This is a genomic window from Antarctobacter jejuensis, assembly GCF_052266595.1.
Classification (GTDB): domain Bacteria; phylum Pseudomonadota; class Alphaproteobacteria; order Rhodobacterales; family Rhodobacteraceae; genus Antarctobacter; species Antarctobacter jejuensis.
This window is the reverse complement of the sequence record NZ_JBQQXJ010000022.1, coordinates 38,273-60,866: the sequence shown is the minus strand read 5'-3', so window position 1 is coordinate 60,866 and position 22,594 is coordinate 38,273. Positions and strand designations below refer to the sequence as shown.

Sequence of the window (22,594 nt, the reverse complement as noted above, 5' to 3'; positions counted from 1 at the left end):
CTCAAAAATCCCATGTCGATCACTCCATATCTCCCCGACCAAATCCGTCGGGGCAACGTGTTCACATGGGTCAGTTCTCAGTGAAAATCTGGGGGGCTACCGGGTCACTTCTCAGCGGAAATCAACAATCTAACGAAGCAACGAATATCTTTGGGGCTTTCTGGAACTATCCATCAACTTTACCTTGCCACGGTTAGCGGTCAACCCATGCATTTGTTTGATCCTGGCAGCGGGCTGTCCAAGACTTCTTCATTCCAGAGAGACCCTTGAGAGGAACCCCAAAACTCATTCGCCGCGAGCGATCTGCATTCATCAAGCTGCGGAGCGGGTTTCTGACCAGCCCAACCAGACCGTCGGGCGCATCTCCGCCTCTCCGAGGTACGTCCGGATCGCAAAGACCTGCAGCGGCGCCCCCTCTCCAAAAGCGGGGCCCCAAGTCGGATGGGTACAGGTTTCTTCCATGCCTCCGGCCCAAACGCCCTGTTGCGCGGGCAGGAAATCGTCGTCCCGGTCGGTCAGGACGACGCCCTTGGACAAGCGGATCAAGGCGCGTAGCATCGCGGCGTCCATGACGCCCAGCAGGTCGTTCAACGGACAATCAGAGCGTTCCACCCGGCGCTGGATTGCGTGGTGCGTGACGTGCACCACGTCCGACTTGAAGCCGATGCTGCGCTTGCCACAGCGGACGTGAACCCGCGTCCAGGCAATCCGATCTTCGGAGGAACAGGAGACCCCCTCCTTGCGCAGGTCGACCGCAATGACAGAACGCAGGACAATCACCAATCCGTCTTTCACCGCACACGCGTGAACCACGCCGCGACGCGCGCGAAGACGCGCAGCGAACCGTTGGCCGTTGCGGGTGTTGGGCGACATGCCATGCAACTCGGTCAGAATGCGAGACGTGTCGGCATTGTCGTTAGCAGCCTCTGCCATCGCCTGCCGCGCCAATCCGCGCGCCAGCGAACGCCGTGCATTCGGAAAATTCGATACACACATTTCGATCTCTCCCTGTCCTGGATTCGTTGACGAATCGATAATGCGGAGCCAGCATGGCAAAAACCGCCACCTGCATTTTCCAGCGACAAGCAATTGATTCGAAGGGCGTTTTCACGATGTCATATGCTAAGGCCGCAGATCTTCTGCGTGTGGCCGAGATGGCCGCGTCGCGGTTCGACGGAATCTCTTTGCAGGATCTGACCGAGGAATTCGGCTGCGATCATCGGACGGCGCAACGCATGATGCGGTCTTTCGAGGCGGTCTTTCCCAAGGTTGAAATCCGCGAAGGCGAGGACCGGCGCCGCCGCTGGCACCTGCCCCGGCACGACCCCCGTTGGCTGCAGGCGCAGGGCATCCGCGACCAGGAACTGGCTGCATTGGAACTGGCCGCGAAACGGGCTGAGCGGGACGGCGCCCCGGACGAGGCAAACCGGCTGAAGGCACTGCGAGACCGGCTCCTTGCCGCCATGCCCTCCAGCGAGGCGCGCCGGGCCGAGGCAGACGCCGAGGCCCTGCTGGAGGCTCAGGGCTTTGCTTCGCGCCCCGGCCCGCGGGTGGTGCCGGATCTGCGCCTGCTCGGCGCGCTGACCGAGGCACTGCGCGCCCCCTTCACTGTCGAGATCAGCTACACGGCGGCGGATGGCACCGTTTCGGATCGTCTGCTGGAACCTCATGGTCTGCTGCTTGGTATCCGGCGATACCTGGTGGCCCGACCTGTGGCCGGCGACGGCAAGATGCGGCGCTTCCGGCTGGATCGTATCTGCGAGGCCCGGATCACCGGCCAGGGCTTTGCCCGCGACCCAAACTTCGACCTCGCGCGATTTTCTGCGCGGGCCTTTGGCTCGTTCCATTCCGATGCAGAATATGGCCCGGTTGTCTGGCGCTTCACCCCGGAGGCTGCGCCCGTGGCGCGCCAGTTCGTTTTTCATCCGGAACAGGAGATGAGCGAAGATCCGGACGGGTCCTTGACCGTTCGATTCGAGGCCTCCGGCCATCTTGAGATGACCTGGCATCTTTACCAATGGGGCAACCACGTCCAGGTGCTTGAACCAGACGCCTTGCGAGAGATGGTTGCCGCGCACCGCCGTCCCGATTTCCCGGCCCTGCCCTGACCCTGACAGGTTCTGCCACCCCGATGCGCGATCGTTGGGGAAACGACCATTAACGATTCGAAAAGGATTTTCATGCGCATTGCCCCCTTGATGACCCGGTCCCCGGAAACCGGCGCGTTGCGCCACGTGACAGAGGACCTGCTGGCCGAGGTTTACCTGGCGCCAAAGGCGCCGGACCTGAAACTCGCGGATCATCTCGGGCCCGGCGCGCCCTGGTCCGACAGTTTCGCCGCGGCCCCGGAGGAGACGGCGCGGGCTGTAGAGGCCGGTCTTCTGGCGGTCGCCCATGCCACGCCCCGGCTCGACCCCTCTGACCTTGTGCCCGAGGCCCTTCCCGATGGTCGTGCAAGGTCACATCTGGCCGCTTTGCGGGACCTGTGGCGTGGCCTTGGGGCCTTGCCGGGGCCGTTGCAGGCTTGGTGCCATGTCCTGCACAGCAGCGCTACCGCCGCGCTGGAGCCCCTGCCCCTCGTCGGTCCGGATTGCCCCTTCGCCACCCCGGCAGAAGCTGCGCTGACGCAAACCCTGCGCGCCCATCACGGCATGGCAGACGGTCCGGAAGACGCTGTTTCCACCGCGGCCAAAGGCAGCACGCTGCACCACCTTCAGGAGTCTTTCGGCCGCCGGTCGGGCCGTATTGCGCAGGATGCCTCGGTCTCTTGCTACGGCCTGCGCGATCCGCAAGAGGAGGCCGAATTCGCCGCCGCGCTTGCACAATCCATGTTGGATGCGGGCCGCGTGGATCACCCCGCAGAAATCGGCCTGCTGGTCCCCGACGGCGCAGGCTATGCGACGGCATTGAGGGACACCTTCAACCGCGTCGGGGTCCCCTTGTCCGGCCTGCCCGCGACAGGGGTACGCCGTGATGAGGCGCGTGAGCTGTTGTCTTTGCTGCTTGTGATCCTGTCCGGACCCGCGCCGCGTACTGCGCTGGCCTCTCTCTACACAGCCCCGCATATGCCCTGGTCGCTTGAGACCGGGCGCAAGATGGCGCGTGACGTGATCGACAGGGGCTGGTCACGCACGGCTTCGGAACTGATCGGCCCGGCGCGCGAATTGCTGGATACCCTGCGCCCCTGCGCCACGCCGAACCAGCTGTTCGGGCGACTGGGAGCCATTTCCCGGGCCGCACCCACGGCTGATCTGGCCCCGCATTTCGCCGGATTGAAAGCGGTGACCGGGGACGACATCGACTGGCCTCTCCTGCGCCGCCTTGCCGCTCCGGTCTTGATCGCTGCCGATGGGAATGATCGTTTCGTCGAAGGCGTTTCGCTGTTTCCCGAAAACGCCCTGCCTTGGCGGCCGGTCCGACAGCTGATCGTTCTGGGCATGGCCGGGCGGCACTGGCCGCGCCTGCCCGGATCGAACCCGTTCTTCACCGAGGGCGAGATTGCGATGATCCGCGCCAGCGGTCTTTTGCTGGAGGGGCGGCAGCAAAAACTGGCCCGCGGGCTGGAATTGTTCCGCCGCCAGTTGGGCGCCGCGACCGAAGGGCTGACCCTGCTCGTACCCGCGATGGACCTGCGCGGTGACCGCCTGACGCCGTCGACCGGGTTGGCCCTGATTGCCCATATGCTCGGAGCGGAAGACCCCGCCGAGCTCGTGCAGGACCTGCGCGCGGTTTCGCCCGAGAATTGGCCCGTGGCGGCCACGCGACCGCACCCTGTTCCGATGGGTGGCGCGCCGGAACTGCCCGAGGACGGCGTGCTTCACATCCAGCGTGGTCTTGGCACGCCGGAGAAACCCGGCGTCGATCTGTTGCGGCTGCGCGAGACAAAGGACGGCCCGCTGCCGCATTCACCGTCGCGGTTGGAAACCCTGCTGGTCAGCCCCCTTGGTTGGCTGCTGGACGAACTCGGCGCGAAGGAGCGTTCCTGGGCGCCCGAAACCTTGGACGTGATGACCCTTGGCACGCTGATGCACCAGGTTTTGGAAGAGGTCTTCGTCGAAAAAGTACCGGTTCCGGACGATCCCGAACTGGAGGACCGGGTGCCCGGAGCGTTGGACAGTGCAATCCACCGCCACGCTGCCTGGCTGGCGGAGGACGCCTGGGCCACCGAGCGCGCGAGCCTCTTGCGCGAAGCGCGCGACGTCTGCGCCACCTGGGCGGGTTTCCTTCGCCAGACTGGCGCCACTGTCCTGCACAACGAGATCGCGTTGAAAGGCGACCACACCGGCCTGTTGCTGCACGGCAAGGCGGACTGCCTGCTCAGGTTGCCGGACGGACGCATCCTCGTGGTGGATCACAAGCGGTCCAGCGCGGGCGGGCGACGCGACCGCATGGCCAAGGGGTGGGATCTTCAGGTGGCGCTGTATCGGTCCATGCTGGAACGCGCCACGGAGGAGACCGCGCTGACCCGGCTGGTGGCAGAAGGCGCCCGCGTGATCACCGCCTACCATATGCTGCGTGACGGCACCGTGCTGTCGGACGCCGAAGGTGGGGATGTCCCAAGGGTCGAGGCGACCGGAGAGGATGCCGCCGCAAACGCGATGGACCACCTTGCAAGGACCCTGTCAGAGGTCGGCGCGGGCACGATCCGCCTGAACCGGGCCGGGGACGCCCAAGCCTTTGAAAAGGAGCGCGGCATCAAGGCCTACGCGCTGGAAAACCCGCTGGTGGCGGCCTTCAGCCTTCCGGAAATCCAAGCTGAGGAGGACGCGCAATGACCGACCTGTCCCTCGTTCCCGCGGGCGCCGGTGCCGGCAAGACCTACCATATCCAGAAGACCCTTGGGGAATGGGTCGAGACCGGTGCAGTGTCCCCGGGCCGCATCCTCGCCGTGACCTTCACCGAGGCCGCCGCAGCCGAGATGCGCGATCGTGTGCGCGGCGAGTTGATGGCGCGCGGGCGCCTTGGTGACGCGCTTGAGATCGACCGAGCCTACATGGGCACGATCCACGCCCTGGGGCAGCGCCTGCTGACAGAACACGCCTTCGCCGCCGGACGCTCACCCGAAAGCCGCCTGCTGAGCGAGCCGGAGCGCGACCTGCTGATACGATTGGAGATGACACGCTGCGCGGCGTTGCAACCGCTGATGCAGGACCTTGGGCGGTTTGGCTACGCATGGAATTTTGCCACCCAGTCCAGCGCAGAGGACGGCTTTCGGGCCGATCTGCTGCGGACGGTGGACCTGATCCGCGGCCTCGGCGAACGCGGACAGTCACCGGATATTCTCGATCCGGCACTGGCGGCACTGGCCGAAGGCTATGGTCCGGTCGACCCGGATGGCGCGGCGCTGACGGCGGTTTTGCAGCGTGCCGTCAGCGACTTGTTGCACGCCTTCCCGGACAGTCTCGCGCCCCTGTTTCAGGGCAACGCCTCGGCCGTCAAATCCTTCACGGACAACCATCACGACTTGCGCCGGGCGGCACAGGATAGGGCCCTCGAACGGGACTGGGCGCTGTGGCAAAAACTACGCAACCTGCGACTGTCAAAACGCGGAGCGACAACGCCTGAAGGCTACGACACTCTCGCCGCCGTCGTCATGGAGGTCGCCAACGCCCTGCCCCGCCACCCCGGCCCGCTGGCCGATGCCCAGGCGCACCTGACCGCCCTTGTCACCGGTGCGCAAGAAGTGATGCAGGCCTATGAAGACGCCAAGCGCCGCGCCGGGCTGATCGACTATGCTGACATGATCGCCGAGACAGAGGCGCTCTTGCGCACCCGGCCCGAGATCCTTCAGGCTGTGCTGGGCGAAATCGACTGCGTCGTCATCGACGAGTTCCAGGACACCAATCCGGTGCAATTCGCCCTGCTCTGGCGGCTGGCGCGGGGGGCGAAACGCGCGCTGATCGTCGGGGACACCAAGCAGTCGATCATGGGGTTCCAGGGCGCCGATCCGCGCCTGACGGAGGCGTTGCAGGCGGCGCATCCCGACACGGTCACCCCTCTTGACTGCAACTGGCGCTCCGAAGCGCGTATCATGGAAATGGTCAACGCATTGGGGCCGACGCTCTTCGACGACTACAATCCGTTGGTCGCCCAACGTGATGAGACCGGCGAAACCGCGTTGGAGGTGCTGCACCTGCCGAATGGCCGCAAGGACACCACCGCACAGTGCATCGCGAACCGCGTCGCTGACATACTCGCGGCCGAAACGCCAGTCTATGACAAAGCGCTCAAGGCCATGCGGCCCGCCCGGCTCAGCGACGTTGCGGTTCTGACCTATACCCACAGCAAGGCCAGCGCAGCAGCGGCGGCGTTGGAGGCGCATGGCTTGCCGGTGCGGATTCAGCAGGACGGTTGGCTATCCTCGCCCGTGACCCGCGCCGCGCGCGCGGCCCTGGGTTTTGCCGCCGATCCCGAGGATACCCACGCCGCGCTGACATGGCTGACCCTCGGACCGCCGCGCATGCCGCTGGAGGATGCCCTGCGCAATACCATCGACGGGGTGCTGCCGACACAGGTCGCGCTTGCGCCCCTGCGCGCCGTGAATGACAGCATCGCAACGCGCCCCGTGGCCGATACGCTGGCCGAGGTCCTGCGCGCGGGCGGATTGCGCGATTGGGCCGCCGGTTTGCCGCAGCCTGCGCAGGCGCTGGCTGACCTCGCACGGCTGGAAGCCGAAGCGCAGGAGTTTGACGCAATGGCGCAGGACTTGCGGGCCGCCGCCGGGTTCCACGGCGCCGGTGTGCAGGTATTCCTTGGCTGGATCACAAGCCAGGCCGCCAAGGACTGGGACCGCCACCCGGACCCGGACGGCTGGTCCGCCTCCGGGATCGAGATCTGCACCTGGCATGCCGCCAAGGGCCGCGAATGGCCGATCACCGTGGTCGCAGGGTTGGACCAGCCAATTGCCGAACGCCCGGGCACCCTGCGTGCCGAGTTCGACGGTTTCGACGACTTGGACAACGTGCTGGACCACGCCGGTCTTGGCTATCTGCCCAAATTCGTCGCCCCGGAAACACAAGAGGTCTTCGCCGAGGCCCGCCGCCCCGAAGACGAACGGGACGCGGCGCGCAAGCTCTATGTCGCGCTGACGCGGGCCCGCGATCGTCTGATCCTGGTGATGCCGCGCGAAAAGTCCAAGCCGCGCGAACACGCCGAGCGCATGGTTGACCTGCTGCGCGACCGCGCCGGGTTCGAGACCGACGCCGACATCTTGGCAGTAGCTGGCACCGCCTTTACCGCGCGGATCGCAGAGGGCGTGCCGGATGAGCCCGAGACCCTCGCGGATACAGCGGCCACCGTCCATCCGCGTTTCGGGGTTCCCCGCGCCCGGCCCACTTCCGCGCGCAGCCCCTGGCGGCGCAGCCCCTCGACCTCGTCCGATCCCAACCCGGCGAGCGCTGTGCCTTTGCAAACCGTGCAATTGGCAGAAGGCGTCGCCGAGACTCGTTCGGGCAGTGCAGCGGACCGCGGCACAGCCTGGCACCTGGCTTTCCGCGTCCTGGCCGGGCGCCCAGACCTGGCGGATCAGATCGCCGCAGCGACCGGCCTGCCCGAGGCGGCCATTGCCAAGATTGGCAAACAGACAGAGGCACTGACCGGCTGGCTGGCAGAGCAGGGCTACGACCGGCTCCACTTTGAGATGCCCCTGCAAGAGATAGCGGCCGATGGATCGGAGACGAACGCCATCCTCGACTGCCTCGCCGAGGGCCCGAAAGGCCTGCTGATCGTGGATCACAAATCCGGCCCCTGCCCCGACCCCGACGCGCGTTTTGCCGTCTATCGGCTGCAGCTGGATACCTATTCGGACATGGTGCGGCGCAAGTGGCCCGATAGGCCCCTGAACGGTATCGCCATCCACTGGATGAGCGAGGGCACGCTGACCGTGGCAGAGGTTCAGACCGAGGAGCCCGCCTAATGTCATTTCTCGCGTGGATCGACTTCGATCAGGCCGACCGAGACCGGACCCGCCGGATCATGGACCTGTTCGGCCAGGAGGACAGCCGCGACGAGCTGGGTCTTGGCTCCGTGCGCGATGCCCTGGCAGACCTCATGTTCCCTGGCACCTCAACCATCCAGACACGGCTGCGATACATGCTTTTCGTTCCGTGGATCTACCAGATAGCCGGAGCGCAGAAGGGCACGGCAGCCACGCGGCGGGAAAAGGCCCGCAAGCTTGAAATCGATCTCATCGAGGCACTTGTCCGTGGCGGAGAGACTCAGAACGTCATCGGCAGCGCGGCGAGAGAAAAACTGAAACGCTTGCCAAGCGATGTCTACTGGGCCGGCCTGCTAACCTTGGGCATCCGTCGCTTCCAGGGCAGCCGAAACGCTTGCCTTGAGGCAACGCCCGGAGAGGGGGCGGATCTCTGGGCGGCTGGTTTGCCGCCCGCTCCAGAGGGTTTCCTTTCCCCGTCGCAAAGCGTAGCCCGGTTCGCGCTGACCGCGGAAGAAGTGGACTTTCTGCGCGACCGCCTGGCCCATGAAGCGCCGCACAGCCTGTTCACGCTTCTCTCGCGCCAGGCAAACGCGCCCGATTGCGACATGATCTGGCAACATCCTGCGCGTGCGGACTGGCCGCACGAGATCCGGAGAATCGTCGATCATGCCGAGCGGTTCTCGCGCCTGATGCATGGCGCCTCCCTGCTCTACAACCTGAAGCTGTCGGAGAAGGCGGCCGGGATGCAGGCCGCGGAGGACAGCGCCTGGCACGAGCGGGTCACGACCTATCGCGAAAAGCTCGATCTCTGGGCGCGCGACACCCCGCCAGGCCTGTTCGGTGGCTGGGACCTCGCCGACCTGTGGATGCTGGCGCAGGGTACGACACATGACGTCAAACCGCACAGCCGCCGGTTCATCGAAACCTGGCGCGACATCGTGATGGAAAGCCATGGGAAGGTTCGCGAACACGCCGCCGCCCGCGCTTTGGTTCGGGATCGCGAGGTACGCTTGAAAGGTCCGAAGTCCCGTTTTCGAAATGACGGCGCCTTGATGCGCTGGCGCGGGGCGTCGGGGACGGCGCCCCTCAATTATCGCTGGCGGCCCGTTGTCGCCAACCATGTGAGGGATCTTGTCGATGCAGGATAATGCGGCTCTCGATCCCGAAAACCGGGCGCTCTATGCCGAAATCCTGCGGGCGCCGGCAGGCTATGACCTCGATGCCGCCGTGGCGACGACCTACACGTTGGATTTCGAAACCGCGCTTGTGGTGCCGGCGACACTGGCCTTCCACGCGGCGGAAAACCGGCAGGAGACTCTGGACACGCCGCTGGCGCTGCTTGAGGGGTTGGAACGGCTTTCTGCGCGCATTGCCATCTTCTGCGAAGCCGGGCGGATCAAGGCCGTGCCGAAGGGCGCCAACCGGCTGACCGCACTTCTGGAAGACACCGTGACCGAGGTCACCGCGCCGCGCGGGGGCGCTTTTCACCCCAAGCTCTGGCTCTTGCGCTTTGCGCCGATCGCGGGGCACGGGGCGCCTCGGCTCAGGCTTGCGCTCCTGTCGCGAAACCTGACCACCGATGCCTCCTGGGACCTGTCGCTGTCGCTGGACGGCACGGCCGGCGGCGAGATCCGGGAGCAGAATGCGCAGCTGGTCGATTTGGTGCGCGCCCTGCCCGGCCTGGCCTCCGGGCGGCCGACACCGGATCATGTCACTGCCATGGTGGCCTCGCTGGCCGAGGACCTGTCCCGCGCCGCCTGGGACTACCCCGAGCACATTCGCAGGATCGGTTTCGCGGTGAACGGTCTGAGCGACGAGGTCTGGCGCCCACGGATCGGCCGCACCCTGGGCGTCATTTCCCCCTTCGTGACGGATACCGCCCTGTCGCAGCTTTGCAAGGGCGTGGACCCCGCATCGGCCACCCTTGTGAGCCGGGGAGAGGAACTTGCGCTGCTGGCCCCCGAAACCCTCGCCCGGTTCGGGAGAACGCTGGTGCTGGACGAAATGGCCGAGACCGAGGACGGCGAAGAAAGCGAACAGCCGTCGCGCGGCCCCGTGCCGGCCCGGGGTCTTCATGCCAAGGCGTTCCTCACGGAACGCCATTCCAGCACCGAGATCACAATGGGATCGGGCAATGCGACGACACCGGCCCTGGTCGACGGTCAGAATGTCGAGGTCTTCGCGACTTTGGCCGGCTACACCAGCCAGATCGGCACGGTGGAAGAGCAACTGGCCCCGGAGCGGCTTGGCCGGTTCCTGCGCGAGTTCCAGCCCTATGCGCCCCCAGAGACCCCGCAGGAGGACGCCGCCGAAGACCGGCTGGAGAACCTCCACCGCGCCCTTGCCGCGACCCGGCTTGTCATGCGCTGCGACGCAGATGCCGAGGGACGCATTCACCTCTATCTGTCGGCGGCCAATCCGCTGCACGTCCCGGACGACATCAGCCTGCGCATATGGCCCATCGTCGCCGGTCACGAGCACGGGATCGACCTGGCAGCACTGGGTGAACAGGAACGGCTTCTGGCCCGCCTGCCGCTCCGGGACGTGACGCGCTGGGTCGGCGTCAGGCTGCGCGACGCGGCGACCGGGCTGGAACAGCATTTCACCCTCGGCACCGAGTTGACGGATCTGCCTGAGGCCCGAACGGCCGAAATCCTTCGTGCACTGATCGAGAACCGGGATGCCTTTCTGCGCTATATCCGCCTGCTCCTGGGCGATGTGTCCGAGGCCGCCAAGGCGCTGTTTGCGGCGGGCCAGGGCGGCAGCCTGTCGGGCGTCTTCGGCAGCAACCGCGATGCGCCGATCCTCGAAGACATGGTGCGGGCGCTCGCCGGCGACGGGCGGCAGCTGCGCGATATCGAACGGCTGGTGACCCGCCTCAGCGACCCCGACACCGGGCAAAGCGAGGTCATCCCCGAAGAGTTCCTGCACCTGTGGGAGACCTTCCGCTCCGTGATTCCCGAGGAGAGTCGCCATGACTGATCGGTTCAACGCAGAGGAGGCACTGCGACCGCTGAAGGCCTTTCAGCGCAAGACGGTCGACTATGTCTCGCAACGCCTGCTGTCCGACACCGACGCCGTGCGCCATTTCCTGGTCGCCGACGAAGTCGGGCTGGGCAAGACGATGGTGGCGCGCGGCGTGATCGCGCGCACCATCGAGGCGCTGCAGGACAACGTGCCCCGGATCGACATCGTCTACATCTGTTCGAACGGGGCGATTGCGAAGCAGAATGTCGCGCGGCTCAACGTCATCGGCGGCGAACGGACCCGCGTCCTGCCCACGCGGCTGACCATGCTTGCGATGGAGCTGGCGCGCGCCGGCGGGATCAAGCGCGAAGGCGTGAATTTCTTCAGCCTGACGCCCGGCACATCGCTCGATCTGAAACAGGGCGGCGGCATGAAGCAGGAGCGCGCGCTGATCCTGCGGCTTCTGTCGGACCTGCTGAAGGACCGGCCCGCCGTGGTCCGGATGCTGCAAGGCTATGCCGGGTCGGAGGGATGGCGCAGCACGCGGGAATGGGTCAACCAGCAACCTGTCGAACCCCAGATCGTAAAGCGGTTCCAAAACGCCGTCTCTGCCCGGCCCGACCTGCTGGAGGAACTCGAGGCCTGCGCGCAATGCTACAAGGGCCGGGTGGACAACGACCGGGACCTGAACCGGTGGCGCGAAACCATCGTCGGCAATCTGCGCACCATCCTCGCCCGGGAAAGCGCCGAGGCGCTGGAGCCCGACCTGATCGTCCTCGACGAATTCCAGCGGTTCACAGAGCTTCTGCACGGCGAGGGCGAGGCTGCGGATCTCGCGCGCAAGCTCTTTGACGCGGTCGATCCGGATGGCAACCAGTCCAAGGTCCTGCTGCTGTCGGCAACGCCCTACCGGATGCTGTCCCTGCGCGACGACGAGGCGGACGCTGGCGATCACTATCGCGAGTTCCTGGATGTCCTGGGCTTCCTGTTCGGCGACCGTGGCCCCGAAGTCCGGGCCGAGCTGGAAAGCGAGATGCGCCGCTACCGGCTTGCCATGCAGAGCCTTCCCGGCAGCTTCGACGCGGCGCGCACCATCAAGACCGGCATCGAAGGCACGCTGCGCAGCGTCATCGCCCGGACGGAGCGCGTCTCGGAAACCGCCGAGCGCGACGCGATGATGCGTGACATCGACGTGCCGGTCACCGTGGAGCCCGCCGACCTGATCGAGGCCCGCGCAGTTGCGCGGGTGGCCGAGGCCGCCGATGCGCCCGGCACGGTGGAATACTGGAAATCCGCCCCCTACCTGCTGAGCTTCCTGCGCGACTACAAGCTGGGCCAGCGGCTGGACCACCTCAAGGATGCGCCGGGCCAGGCCTTACTGGGGGCCATCCGGGATGCGGAGAGCGCCCAGATCGACACCGATGCCATCGAAGCCTATCGCCCGATCCCCGAAAACAACGGCCGGATGCGCGCGCTGAAGGAAATTGCCTTCCGCGACGACATGGCGAAACGGCTCTGGATGCCGCCCAGCCTGCCCTATTTCGGCCCGCGCGTGGCGGCCAGCAAGCTGCTGATCTTTTCGCAATGGGCCATGGTGCCGGACGCAATCGCCGCGCTTCTGTCCTACGACAGCGAGCGCGAGATGGGCATGGGCGCGCGGCAGAAACACCCCTATTCCCAAGCATTCGACAAGAGCTCTCAACCCCTGCGCTTTTCCAAGGCCACCGCGAAAGGCATCCTGCCGGGGCTGCGCGCGCTGCCGCTCGTCATCCCGTCCCCTGTTCTGGCAGCGGCGGTTGATCCGCTCGACATTCACTGTATCTCCGGCCCCTTGCCCGATGCCGCTGCGATGAGGGACCACTGCACAAAGCTGCTGCGAGACTTGGCTTTGTCCCTTGAGGCTCGCTTGCGACCGGTCCAGCGCGGTGGCACCCTTGCCCGTTTGACCGATCAGGACACCAGTGTCACCGACACCGCATACGAACGGGCAGAAACTTGGGAATGGGCCTGTGCCGCAGCTCTGGATAACGGCTCCGCCCGTTTCGACCGATGGCTGTCGGCAGGCACCCTCCTGACCGACATCCTGCGTGCGGACGGCCAGGAGGGCTGGCACGATCACCTTCGGGCCCTGAGCGACGCCGCTCGCGGCGATGTGCTGCACGGGCAGCCTGGTCCGAAACGCCTGCTGGATCACCTCATCGACCTCGCGCTTGGCAGCCCCGCTACCTGCGCGCTGCGTGCCCTGCGCCGCGTGGCGCCCGAGCTTGATCTTGACGATCCGGCCATGCTGGATGCCGCCACCCGGATCGGCATGGCATTTCGCGGGCTGTTCAACCAGCCCGAAAGCCAGGCTCTTTTGCGCACCGGGCATGACGAGTTCTATTGGCAGTCGGTGCTGCACCACTGCGTCGATCACGACCTGCAATCGGTGCTGGATGAATATGTCCACGTTCTAATGGAAGCCGAAGGCTTGTTGGACGCGGACCCTGCCGATGCCGTCGCCATTCTTGCACAGACAATCGACAACGCACTGTCGCTCAAACCGGCCCAGATCGATATCAAGCGGTATCGCGCGCGCCACGAGCGTCTGGAAATCTCGTCTGCACTTAAACTGCGCGGTCGCTTTGCGACGCGGCTACTGCAACAAGCGCAGGAAGACGGGGCTCAGCGCACGGATACCGTTCGGACGGCGTTCAACTCTCCGTTTCGACCATTTGTTCTTGCGTCCACATCTGTCGGGCAGGAAGGTCTGGACTTTCATCCCTATTGCCAACGGCTGGTGCATTGGAACCTGCCGTCCAACCCTGTCGATCTGGAACAGCGCGAAGGCCGGGTCCATCGCTACAAGAACCATGCGGTGAGGCTCAACCTCGCTGCCCGTTTCGAAAGCGCGCTTCGAGCCGGCAAATCGATCGACGATCCATGGCGCGCCATGTTCCAGGCGGCGCATGCCGAAGCGAAACGGCCCGGAGATATGGAACCCTTCTGGCTGCTCGATGGCGAGACCTGCATCGAGAGATATGCGCTGTCCCTGCCATTCAGCCGTGAAGAATCGCTTCTGGATTGGTTGAAGCGCTCGGTCGCGCTCTATCGTCTGGCTTTTGGTCAACCCCGCCAGGATGACCTCATGTCGTTTCTCGAGGGGTTGAATGAAAAGTACAAAGATATCGATTTATCGGCTCTCCAAATATCTCTCCGACCACGATGAGTTGATTATTTTATCGACAAACGGATTCCTTCACTTGGAATGACGACAACAGTCAACTCGTATTGTTGATGAAAAAATATTATCGGAAACCCGCAACGCTTGAGCTCGACCGATCGAAGGCGTAGCCATTACCTCGAAGACCGCGAAAAGCGGCACCAGATCAGGAGGCCGACATGTGGCAAGAAATCGTGGATGATTTTGGTCTTGAATTGAAAAACAAGATCATTTCTGGGGCTGAGTACCTGACATTGTCGGACAGCCGTCCCGGTCTGATCGCAGCCCTGCTCATCATTGCGACCATTGTCTTCGGAGTGGCCTACTATCTTCGGACCTTTCGCCAGTTAAGAGCCGTTCGCGATCTTGATCAACGCGTGCGTTCCTTTGACGGAATCGAGAGTTTCGCAGAAGGATATCCGGAATTTCAGCACAATCTGAAGGAAGGTCATCGAGGCAATGGGCCGAGACATGCGGTCTGGGAGGCCTGGGACGAATTCAGTGAAACGCTCGTTCTCGACGATATCGACGATGACCCGGCAAGGTTGCGCAACTCGATCCGACCCTCTTCTTTCCTGAATGTCGAGGACCTGGGATTCGGCTCGGGGCTGTTTCGCATTCTGCCCAATACATTTGTTTCGGCCGGTCTCTTTCTCACCTTCCTTGGGCTGGTGGCGGCTCTGCATCAATTTTCGCAATCCATGAACGCGTCCGGTGGCACCGGCATGGATCAGGCAATGCGTGATTTCATGCAGATCGCTTCGGCCAAGTTCGTCATGTCTCTGGTGGGTCTGCTTTGCTCCATTGCCTTTACTGTCCTGCTGCGTGCGCGTCAGAACAGGATCGACCATGCTCTGAACCGGTTGTGCGCCGGTATTGAACGCCGACTTGTCTTTGTCAGCCTCGAGGATATCGGCATACGGCAGTTGCGTGCTGCGACCGAACAGCGCGAGCATCTGCGCGAAATCGGTTACGGCATGGTCGCCGAGCTGCAAAAACCACTTGAGGCTCTTCCTGAAAAGATCACCGGTGCCATCGCCGACCGGATGGATCCGATCTTTGACCGGGTGTCCGCGATGGGGACAAGCAACATGGAAGGCCTTGTCGGCGACCTGTCCGACCAGCTGTCACACTCTGTCGGCAATGCACTCACTCGCGCCAGTGAATCCCTTGGCGAGGCGACGGATCGCATCGGCGTGATGGTTGATCGCATGGGCGAAACCAACAATCAGGCGGGGAATGGCCTTCGTGACGCGCTGGATCAGATGGCACGCGCCATGTCGGAAATGCGGGCCGAAGTCGCAGACAGCGGGCGCACCGCCTCGGCGACCATGACCGAAGGCGCCGATCGGCTTCTTTCGGTGATGAATGACACCCTTGCGGGCATTCGTGACAACACCGGTCAGGGTGCAGAAGCCATGCGCAACGCTGCAGAAGAGATGCGCACCGCGGCCGAGGGTTTCCGTGATGCGCTGTCAAGCGCCAGCGAGGAAAGCGCCAAGGCAGCGCGGGACCGGATGGCTGCCAGCAGCGAGGAGGCCGGACAGGCGATCCACGGCGCCGGAAAATCTTTGCTTGAGAGCTTCAATCAGACCAGTGCCGATATAGCCCGGCTGGGCGCCGAAATGGGCGGTATTATCGGGGAAGAACTCCTGTCCCGTCTTGAGGCGGTCAGCCAGCAGCTTGAAAGCATGGCGGAGGCCGTTCAGCGTGGTGCCAGCGGCGCGCAGTCGGCAGCGCAAGGTATGAACTCGGGTGCAGATGCGATCCAGGGCGCGTCGGACGGGTTCAGGTCGGCCAGCCAGAGCCTGTTGTCCGCCGCCGAACCGATCCGCGCCTCGCAGGAAAGGATCGAAACAACGCTGCGCCGCATCGGAGATCTGGTCGAAACAACCTCGGAGACGCTGATGCAGAACTCCGCCTCGGTTGCCGAGAAAGCGGCACATGTGCTGGATGCAGCGCAGACAGCGCTTGGTAACGAACGCGAAGGCATCCGCCGGTCTCTCGAGGCAACACACGCCGCCATGGCGCAACTGTCTTCTGAAGCCGAGAAACTTGACCAGATCGACGAAATGCTGGGACGCGCGTTGACGCAGTACAACGCGCAACTCGAGGCCGCGCTTGGCACCGCCCAAGATCACGTCGGCCAGATGCGCGATACGCTTGCGCCCGGTCTGGACACCCTCAAGGGCGTTGTCGAGCAGGCGGAGCAGTTCATTCCCGCCCAAAGGCGAGGCCTTTCATGAGGGCACAGGCAAAGCAGGTCCGCCACGAGGAAGAGGAAGAAAGCGCCTTTGTGTCGATGACCGACATGACAGTAGGCTTCCTGTTCATCATGATGATCCTGCTGGCTTTCTTCGCAAGCCAGATTCGTGATCCCGACGCCGTGTCGAAAACCGAATACGACCAGGTTGTCGCTCAAAGAGACGCATTCGAACGTGACCGTGACGCGTGGCAGGCAAAGGCCGAGACACGCGCTGAACGCATTATCGAGCTTGAAACGCTCCTGAAGCAGCTTCGCCTGGAAAAGGCAGACTTGCAGCAGCAAGTGACGGCGTTGGAGGGCGAGCGGGACCAATTCGCCAAGGCATTGGAAAACGCCCGAGTTCGGATTGCCGAACTCGAGAACATTCTTGCCACGCTTCGCGAGAAGCTTTCACGCCAGGACGCCCGTATCGTGGAGCTTGAGGCCCAATTGGCGGAGCTGCGGAAAGTTGATCCGCTGGAAGCCTATCTGGCCCGGGTGTCAAGCGTGCGCCGAGAAGTGTTGACCCGCCTGCGCGACGCCATCCGCGCAGATTTCCCGGACCTGCAGGTCGAACTCAGCGAAGAAAGTGACGCGCTCAGGTTTCAGGGCGAAGGGCTTTTCGCCTCCGGTCGGTCCAACCTTACGAGGGACAAGTCGGCAATTGTGTCTCGTCTCGCTCAACGTCTGGATGAAGTGCTGCCCTGTTTTACGCTTGGTCCGAAATCGACGTTTGATACCGATTGCAATCCGGGCTTTGTCATGATCGAGGCGGTCCAGATCGAAGGCCATACCGACAATGTCGGGACGGACCGGGTCAACCGGAACCTGTCGGCCGCGCGTGCCAACAGTACTTTCTTTGCCATGACCGAGGCTGCCGCGGGCGTCATGCAACACCTGAACCTGAAACGGCAACCCGTGTTGTCCGTTGCGGCCTACGGGCCGGACCGCCCGGTGACGACGAATGATACCCCATCTGGCCGGGCCACCAATCGCCGCATCGATCTTCGGTTCATCATGGTAACACCACAGGATACCGACGGCATCGCGCTCATTCGTGAAGCCCTTCAGTCCGTCGGGGACCGACCGTGAACGAGACGCGCACAAATCACCCCAGCACGCGCGACCTGATCGGGCGAATTGCCTCTCTGCGCACGCGCGCCCTGCCCCCGCTTGACCAGATTCGTCGCTCTGTCGAAGGCATCGTGGCCCAATGGCCGGACGTCATGAAGACGCCAGAGGATCGCGACCGCGAAAAGCTCGCCCGGGAGATGCTGAGCAGAATCACGAACTGGGAATGGACAGGCATCACCACGCAACGGGTGGTTTCGGCCGCCGTCGCTGTTTTCGACGACGATCGAAGAACGCGGCCCGAGTTCTCACCAGTACGCGAATTCTACCTCTCCGAGATCGCAACGCGCGAGCCCGGAGCCTTTCTCGACGGGATGGTCGGCGTCTATATCGACAGCTTCGTACCCGGAGCCGACCACACCCGATTCCTGGCAAAGGCATTGGGGCCACGCATGGACGAGCTTGGCGGCAGGAATGCGAGGTTGACCAAGGCGCTGCCCGCCTTGTTCAGGCCGGATGCCGCCCCGCTGGATTTGGCACGGATCATGCTCGATACTGAGGCCCCTTATGACCGTCTGAAAGCCATCGGGTTGAGCAACCCGCATTCGTCAGGTCTGGCCAAGGCCGCCCACAACACCTTCATCGAGCGGCTCGAACCAGATCTGGCCGAACCGGAGGCAAGGCAAAAGCTCTTCAACTGGCTGACCCCGGAGAATGGTCCGACGCTTCAAACCGGTGCCGGCATAGGTGTCGAAGCCCTACTGTCTGTTTGGCGAGACCGCACGCCGCCGGATGCGCTGCGCAACGAGCTCTCCGAGGCGATAATTGCCGCATGGGGTGATCCGCGGCTCCACACCGGCGGGATCTGGGCGGGGTTCGACCCCGCCCTGAAAGCGGTGCTGCTGCGGTGGCTTACGCACCAGGACATGAAGTTCTTCTGCGATATGGTGACTGCGACGCAGGACAGCCACATGTGGCCACCACGCAGGGATTTCTGGCTGAAGCTTTACGAAGACAAGATGATTGACGAAGCATGGGTTGCCTTCGGGTCCGGTGCGCGGCGCTATGCGCAAGCGAATCTGGTCCGGAGCGGGAAAACCGACATGAACCGCCGCTTCGGCCGACAGCTCGACCGCGGTGGAAGTACGTCGCTGCTGATCATGCGGATCGGCAACAAGATCGTTGTGGATGGCTGCCACAGCTACAAGACGCACATTTTTCGCGAAGATGACCGGCGTGCCCCCAAGCTCTACCAGCGCGAATACTACTGCGATGATATCATGAGGAATTCGCCGCTATCCAAAACGCATTGGCCGATCCATAAATGGGAAGTTTGGGTTGAGAAACATGTCTGATACTGCTCCCATCCACAACATCACCGAAGATGCCATCGAGATCCGCTTTCCCGACCGGAAACACGGGCTCTTCTCCCGGCTAATGGCCAAACCGACAGCGCGGAGCTTCACCGAACTGTCACCTGAAGACCGCGATCTTCTGTTTGCCATCGGCGACCTGCGCGCCTGGGGCGACAGCCATCCCGAAGAGGTCACTGTCGCACCGGACCACATGCGCATCAGCCATGACGCCGCGGCCAGTCTGTCTGCACAGGCGGCCGACACGCTCGGACTGCCGCGGGCTGTTGATCTCTTGCTCAAGACCGACGTGACGGGGGTGCTCGGACGTCCTGATTTCCGCCTGTCCTATGAGTGGTCCCGCCACGGACGGAGGGAGAACCCGAAACGCACCGGTGCCATCCTCAAGACAGTCGACGGTCCGCGGCGCATTCCGCTCTGGATGAAACGGGCGCTCGATCTGGCCGATACCTTCGATGCTTCCCAACCGGTGGAAGACCATTGGCGCGCCCTCGCCGAATTCCGTCGGGCCATCGAACCCGAGGACGTGATCGAGACCGAGATGCCCGAAAACCGGGAAATGGCCGGGCTTTCGATGACGGCGTTCCTGCGCGAGCTCGAGGTACGCATCGCCGACCGCTTTTCGATCGCGCCGGATCTAACCCTCGGACAGTTCGAGGTCGTTCCCTATTCTGCCGAGCGGCTGGACAGCGACGGGGTGACCGGCGAGATCTCGGAATCCAATGCCGAATTGACAGGCGAGTCGCTTGCGGTCTTTCAACATCGTCTGCATGCACGCGGGGCGCGTCCCGCCTATCAGCTTGGCAACAATTCCTACCTCGTCATCGACCGGGGCGCCGCACCGGTTCTCGAGGAAATGGCTCGTGCGCAGAAAGCCCCGCGAGAGGAGCGCCGCGCCTTCATCGAGAACCCTCGGGCCTTCATCACCGAGGCCGTCAACCGTCATCTGGAAAGCTCCGGCGCCTTTGACGGGCTGAATGATGCCGAGCAGGCCGAAATGGTCGAAGCCATCGCCGACCCTGCCTTCATCGAAAGCCGGGAATATTCCGAGCGGGTGACCGGCGTCGTCGTCTACGAACGCCCGCAGGACGCCATCGAAGGAAGCGGCACCACGTGGCTTCCCGAAGCCTTCGCCCAACACCTGGCAGAGGCGATCCAGAAGATGCCACAGCCAGACCTGCAAGCCTTGCGCGATCACATGGCTGCAGCGCTGGAGACGGGCACGGTTGCCACAGCCTGGATTGCCGAGCAAGAGGTGGCCGTCACCCCTGCCCGCCTTGCGGCCATCGAAGGGGAGATCGAACGGCGCGAAAGGGAAGCCGCCTCAAAAGAATACGATCAGGAAGAGCTTCCCGAAAAGAGCGGTCCGATCATCCTCGATATACTCGACAACTACGAGGACCTTTCCTGGGAGGCACAGCTTCAGCCAAGAGCGCCAAGCATCCCCGTCACCTTGCCTCCGGCAATTCGAACACCGTTGCATGAGCACCAACAGGCCAGTTTTGACTGGGCCTTGACCGCATGGAAATCTGGCCTGCCCGGCATTCTGAACGCTGACGAACAGGGCCTGGGCAAGACACTTCAGACGATCGCCTTCCTCACTTGGCTCAAAGAGCATATGAAGCAGCCCGAGGCAAAGATCCGCGGTCCGATCCTGATCGTTGCGCCTACCTCGTTGCTGCGAAACTGGGAGCAGGAGGTGGAAACCCATGTGAAGGCACGCGGTTTCGGCACGCTTGTTCGCCTTTACGGAAGCTCGCTTGGCTCGCAGAAACGACGCGACGCACGCGGGACCGAAACGCAAACCGGCCTGCCGCAACTTGACTTCGACTGGCTCGATGAGGCGTTCGAGGATGGCCGCGCACATCGCTACTGGCTGCTGACCACCTACACGACCCTCGCCAACTACCAGCATTCACTTGGAAAGGTGCCGTTCGCGGCAATGGTCATGGACGAGATCCAGAATATCAAGAACCGCGCCACGCTTGCCTCCAAGGCCGTCGAAGCAATGAATGCCGACTTCCGCATCGGCCTGACCGGCACGCCCATCGAAAATGCCGCCATCGATCTCTGGACAATCATGGATCGCATCGCGCCGGGATGCCTTGGTTCCGGCGCGGAGTTCAAGGAACGCTACGCTGTCCCCGACGCCGGCAACATGGCAGAGTTGCACGCCCGGGTGTTCAAGCCGCGCGGCGCTGTCCCGCCGCTTGGGTTACGCCGCCTGAAGGATGAGGTGGCTCGCGATCTGCCGAAAAAGCGCCGTTTGCTGCATCCACGCCTGATGCCAAAGGTCCAGGCAGAGGCTTACGACCTTGCACAACTGAAACTGGCGAATGGCGGGCCAGGTGCGGCTCTCAAGATGCTGCACCACATCCGCTCCGTTTCGGTACACCCCGGTGCGACCGAGGCGGTGCCACCCGACGAATTCATCTCACAAAGCGCCAGGCTTGATGCGGTTGTCGAGATCCTGCACAGGATCAAGGCCGCGGGCGAACGCGTGCTGGTCTTCATTGAACATCGTGACATGCAGTTCCGCTTTGCCGAGATTGTGCGCCACATGTTCGGCCTTGAGCAGATCGACGTGATCAACGGCGACACGCCGATCCCCCGACGTCAAGAGATCGTCAACCGTTTCCAACGCCATCTGCAGTCCGATGGTGGGTTCGACATGCTGATCCTTGGCCCGAAATCCGCCGGTACGGGCCTGACCTTAACGGCCGCCACCCATGTCATCCACTTGTCGCGCTGGTGGAACCCGGCTGTCGAAGAGCAGTGCAACGACCGAGTCCACAGGATCGGTCAGACGCGCCCTGTCTCGATCCACGTTCCGATGGCATTGCATCCCGAACTTGGAGCCCAAAGCTTCGACAGCCTTTTGCAAAGCCTGATGCAGCGCAAACGCAAGCTTGCGGAACAGGCGCTTTGGCCGATGGGTGACAGCGGGGCGGAAGTCTCTTCCCTGACCGAAGCCGTCGCTGCCACATCTCGCGGCCAGCATGCTGTCATTGCCGATAGCATGACCGAACAGTTCCACCGCGACGGCTTGCCCACGCCAAAGCCGAACACGGACGGATCATACGAGCTTGCCTGAACGACTTGTCGAAAGAGGAAACAGATGAACGTCACCCGCGGCCTTGTCATTGCCGATCCCTGGATCAGCCACATTCTCGCCGGCCGCAAGGACTGGGAAATGCGGTGTCGCCCTACCTGTGTTCGCGGATGGTTCGGACTGATCCGAAAGGGCAGCGGTACCGTCGTGGGGCTTGCCCGACTTGTGGAGTGCGGCCAACCTGCGCAAGGACGACCGCATCGAGCGATTGGAGAAACTGGCCGCCGCCTTCCGGCAAGCGTTCTTCGGCCGGAAATCAGAGATAAGTGCTCCGGACCAGTTCGAACTGGCGTTGGAGGATCAGGAGACGGCGATCGCCGCGGTTCATGCCGAAGAGGCAGCCGATGGCTGGCCAAAACGTTGACCGCCATTGCAGACGGTCATCCACAGAGCCAGATCGCTGATCTCCTTCCGTGGAACTATCCCGTCAAGGTGTGATCGGAACACCGGTTACGATGCTGTGGAAGGCGCCCTGCCCGATATCCATCGTTTTCTCGCAGACCAAACGCCTTCGGCGCTCGACAATACAGGGCGCGAACAATTTTTTGTCGCTTCTGACATGGGGCGGTGGCACGGCGCACGAGTCAGTGATCTCTTTGGGAGGTTTCGCCATGCGGGATAAGCCAAGCTCGCGTTGTGCGCCGCAAATCGCCCTCGAACGCCGACTCAGAAACTATCCTGGTACGTT

Annotated in this window: 12 protein-coding genes and 1 pseudogene; 12 read left to right on the top strand and 1 reads right to left on the bottom strand. The window is 63.5% G+C overall.

Annotated elements, in window-relative coordinates:
* Positions 1 to 312: 312 nt before the first annotated feature.
* Positions 313 to 996: a hypothetical protein gene (locus ACTXGA_RS22100; RefSeq protein ID WP_443396888.1), complete on the bottom strand. Its 684-nt coding sequence runs from the start codon at positions 994 to 996 to the stop codon at positions 313 to 315.
* A 116-nt stretch (positions 997 to 1,112) separates the two neighbouring features.
* Between ACTXGA_RS22100 and ACTXGA_RS22095 the strand changes: the two genes are divergently transcribed.
* From ACTXGA_RS22095 to ACTXGA_RS24485, 12 genes and pseudogenes are all read left to right on the top strand, one after another.
* Positions 1,113 to 2,108: a helix-turn-helix transcriptional regulator gene (locus ACTXGA_RS22095; protein WP_443396887.1), complete on the top strand. Its 996-nt coding sequence runs from the start codon at positions 1,113 to 1,115 to the stop codon at positions 2,106 to 2,108.
* Between the two features lie 72 nt (positions 2,109 to 2,180).
* Positions 2,181 to 4,775, top strand: coding sequence for a PD-(D/E)XK nuclease family protein (locus ACTXGA_RS22090; RefSeq protein WP_443396886.1), 2,595 nt, complete (start codon positions 2,181 to 2,183; stop codon positions 4,773 to 4,775).
* Entirely contained in the window at positions 4,772 to 7,915 is a 3,144-nt protein-coding gene (locus ACTXGA_RS22085; protein ID WP_443396885.1) for a UvrD-helicase domain-containing protein, read from the top strand. The genes ACTXGA_RS22090 and ACTXGA_RS22085 overlap by 4 nt, the downstream gene beginning before the upstream one ends.
* Positions 7,915 to 9,084, top strand: coding sequence for a DUF6361 family protein (locus ACTXGA_RS22080; protein ID WP_443396884.1), 1,170 nt, complete (start codon positions 7,915 to 7,917; stop codon positions 9,082 to 9,084). The genes ACTXGA_RS22085 and ACTXGA_RS22080 overlap by 1 nt, the downstream gene beginning before the upstream one ends.
* The gene (locus ACTXGA_RS22075; RefSeq protein WP_443396883.1) at positions 9,074 to 10,918 is read left to right on the top strand and encodes a phospholipase D family protein; all 1,845 of its coding nucleotides are present in this window, start codon (positions 9,074 to 9,076) and stop codon (positions 10,916 to 10,918) included. The genes ACTXGA_RS22080 and ACTXGA_RS22075 overlap by 11 nt, the downstream gene beginning before the upstream one ends.
* A complete protein-coding gene (locus ACTXGA_RS22070; protein ID WP_443396882.1) occupies positions 10,911 to 14,111 on the top strand; it encodes a helicase-related protein in 3,201 nt (1,066 codons plus the stop codon). Before ACTXGA_RS22075 ends, ACTXGA_RS22070 begins: the two co-directional genes overlap by 8 nt.
* 173 nt (positions 14,112 to 14,284) lie before the next feature.
* Positions 14,285 to 16,351, top strand: a complete 2,067-nt coding sequence (locus tag ACTXGA_RS22065) for an anti-phage protein ZorA-like protein (protein ID WP_443396881.1) — start codon at positions 14,285 to 14,287, stop codon at positions 16,349 to 16,351.
* Complete coding sequence (locus ACTXGA_RS22060) at positions 16,348 to 17,442, top strand: OmpA/MotB family protein (RefSeq protein ID WP_443396880.1); 1,095 nt, start codon at positions 16,348 to 16,350, stop codon at positions 17,440 to 17,442. Before ACTXGA_RS22065 ends, ACTXGA_RS22060 begins: the two co-directional genes overlap by 4 nt.
* Positions 17,439 to 18,776, top strand: a complete 1,338-nt coding sequence (locus ACTXGA_RS22055; RefSeq protein ID WP_443396879.1) for an EH signature domain-containing protein — start codon at positions 17,439 to 17,441, stop codon at positions 18,774 to 18,776. Before ACTXGA_RS22060 ends, ACTXGA_RS22055 begins: the two co-directional genes overlap by 4 nt.
* Entirely contained in the window at positions 18,769 to 21,888 is a 3,120-nt protein-coding gene (locus ACTXGA_RS22050; RefSeq protein ID WP_443396878.1) for a DEAD/DEAH box helicase, read from the top strand. The genes ACTXGA_RS22055 and ACTXGA_RS22050 overlap by 8 nt, the downstream gene beginning before the upstream one ends.
* A 172-nt stretch (positions 21,889 to 22,060) precedes the next feature.
* A pseudogene (locus ACTXGA_RS22045) lies at positions 22,061 to 22,252 on the top strand (transposase domain-containing protein); the annotation flags it as partial.
* A gap of 14 nt (positions 22,253 to 22,266) precedes the next feature.
* Positions 22,267 to 22,344, top strand: coding sequence for a hypothetical protein (locus ACTXGA_RS24485; RefSeq protein ID WP_504434222.1), 78 nt, complete (start codon positions 22,267 to 22,269; stop codon positions 22,342 to 22,344).
* Positions 22,345 to 22,594: the final 250 nt, after the last annotated feature.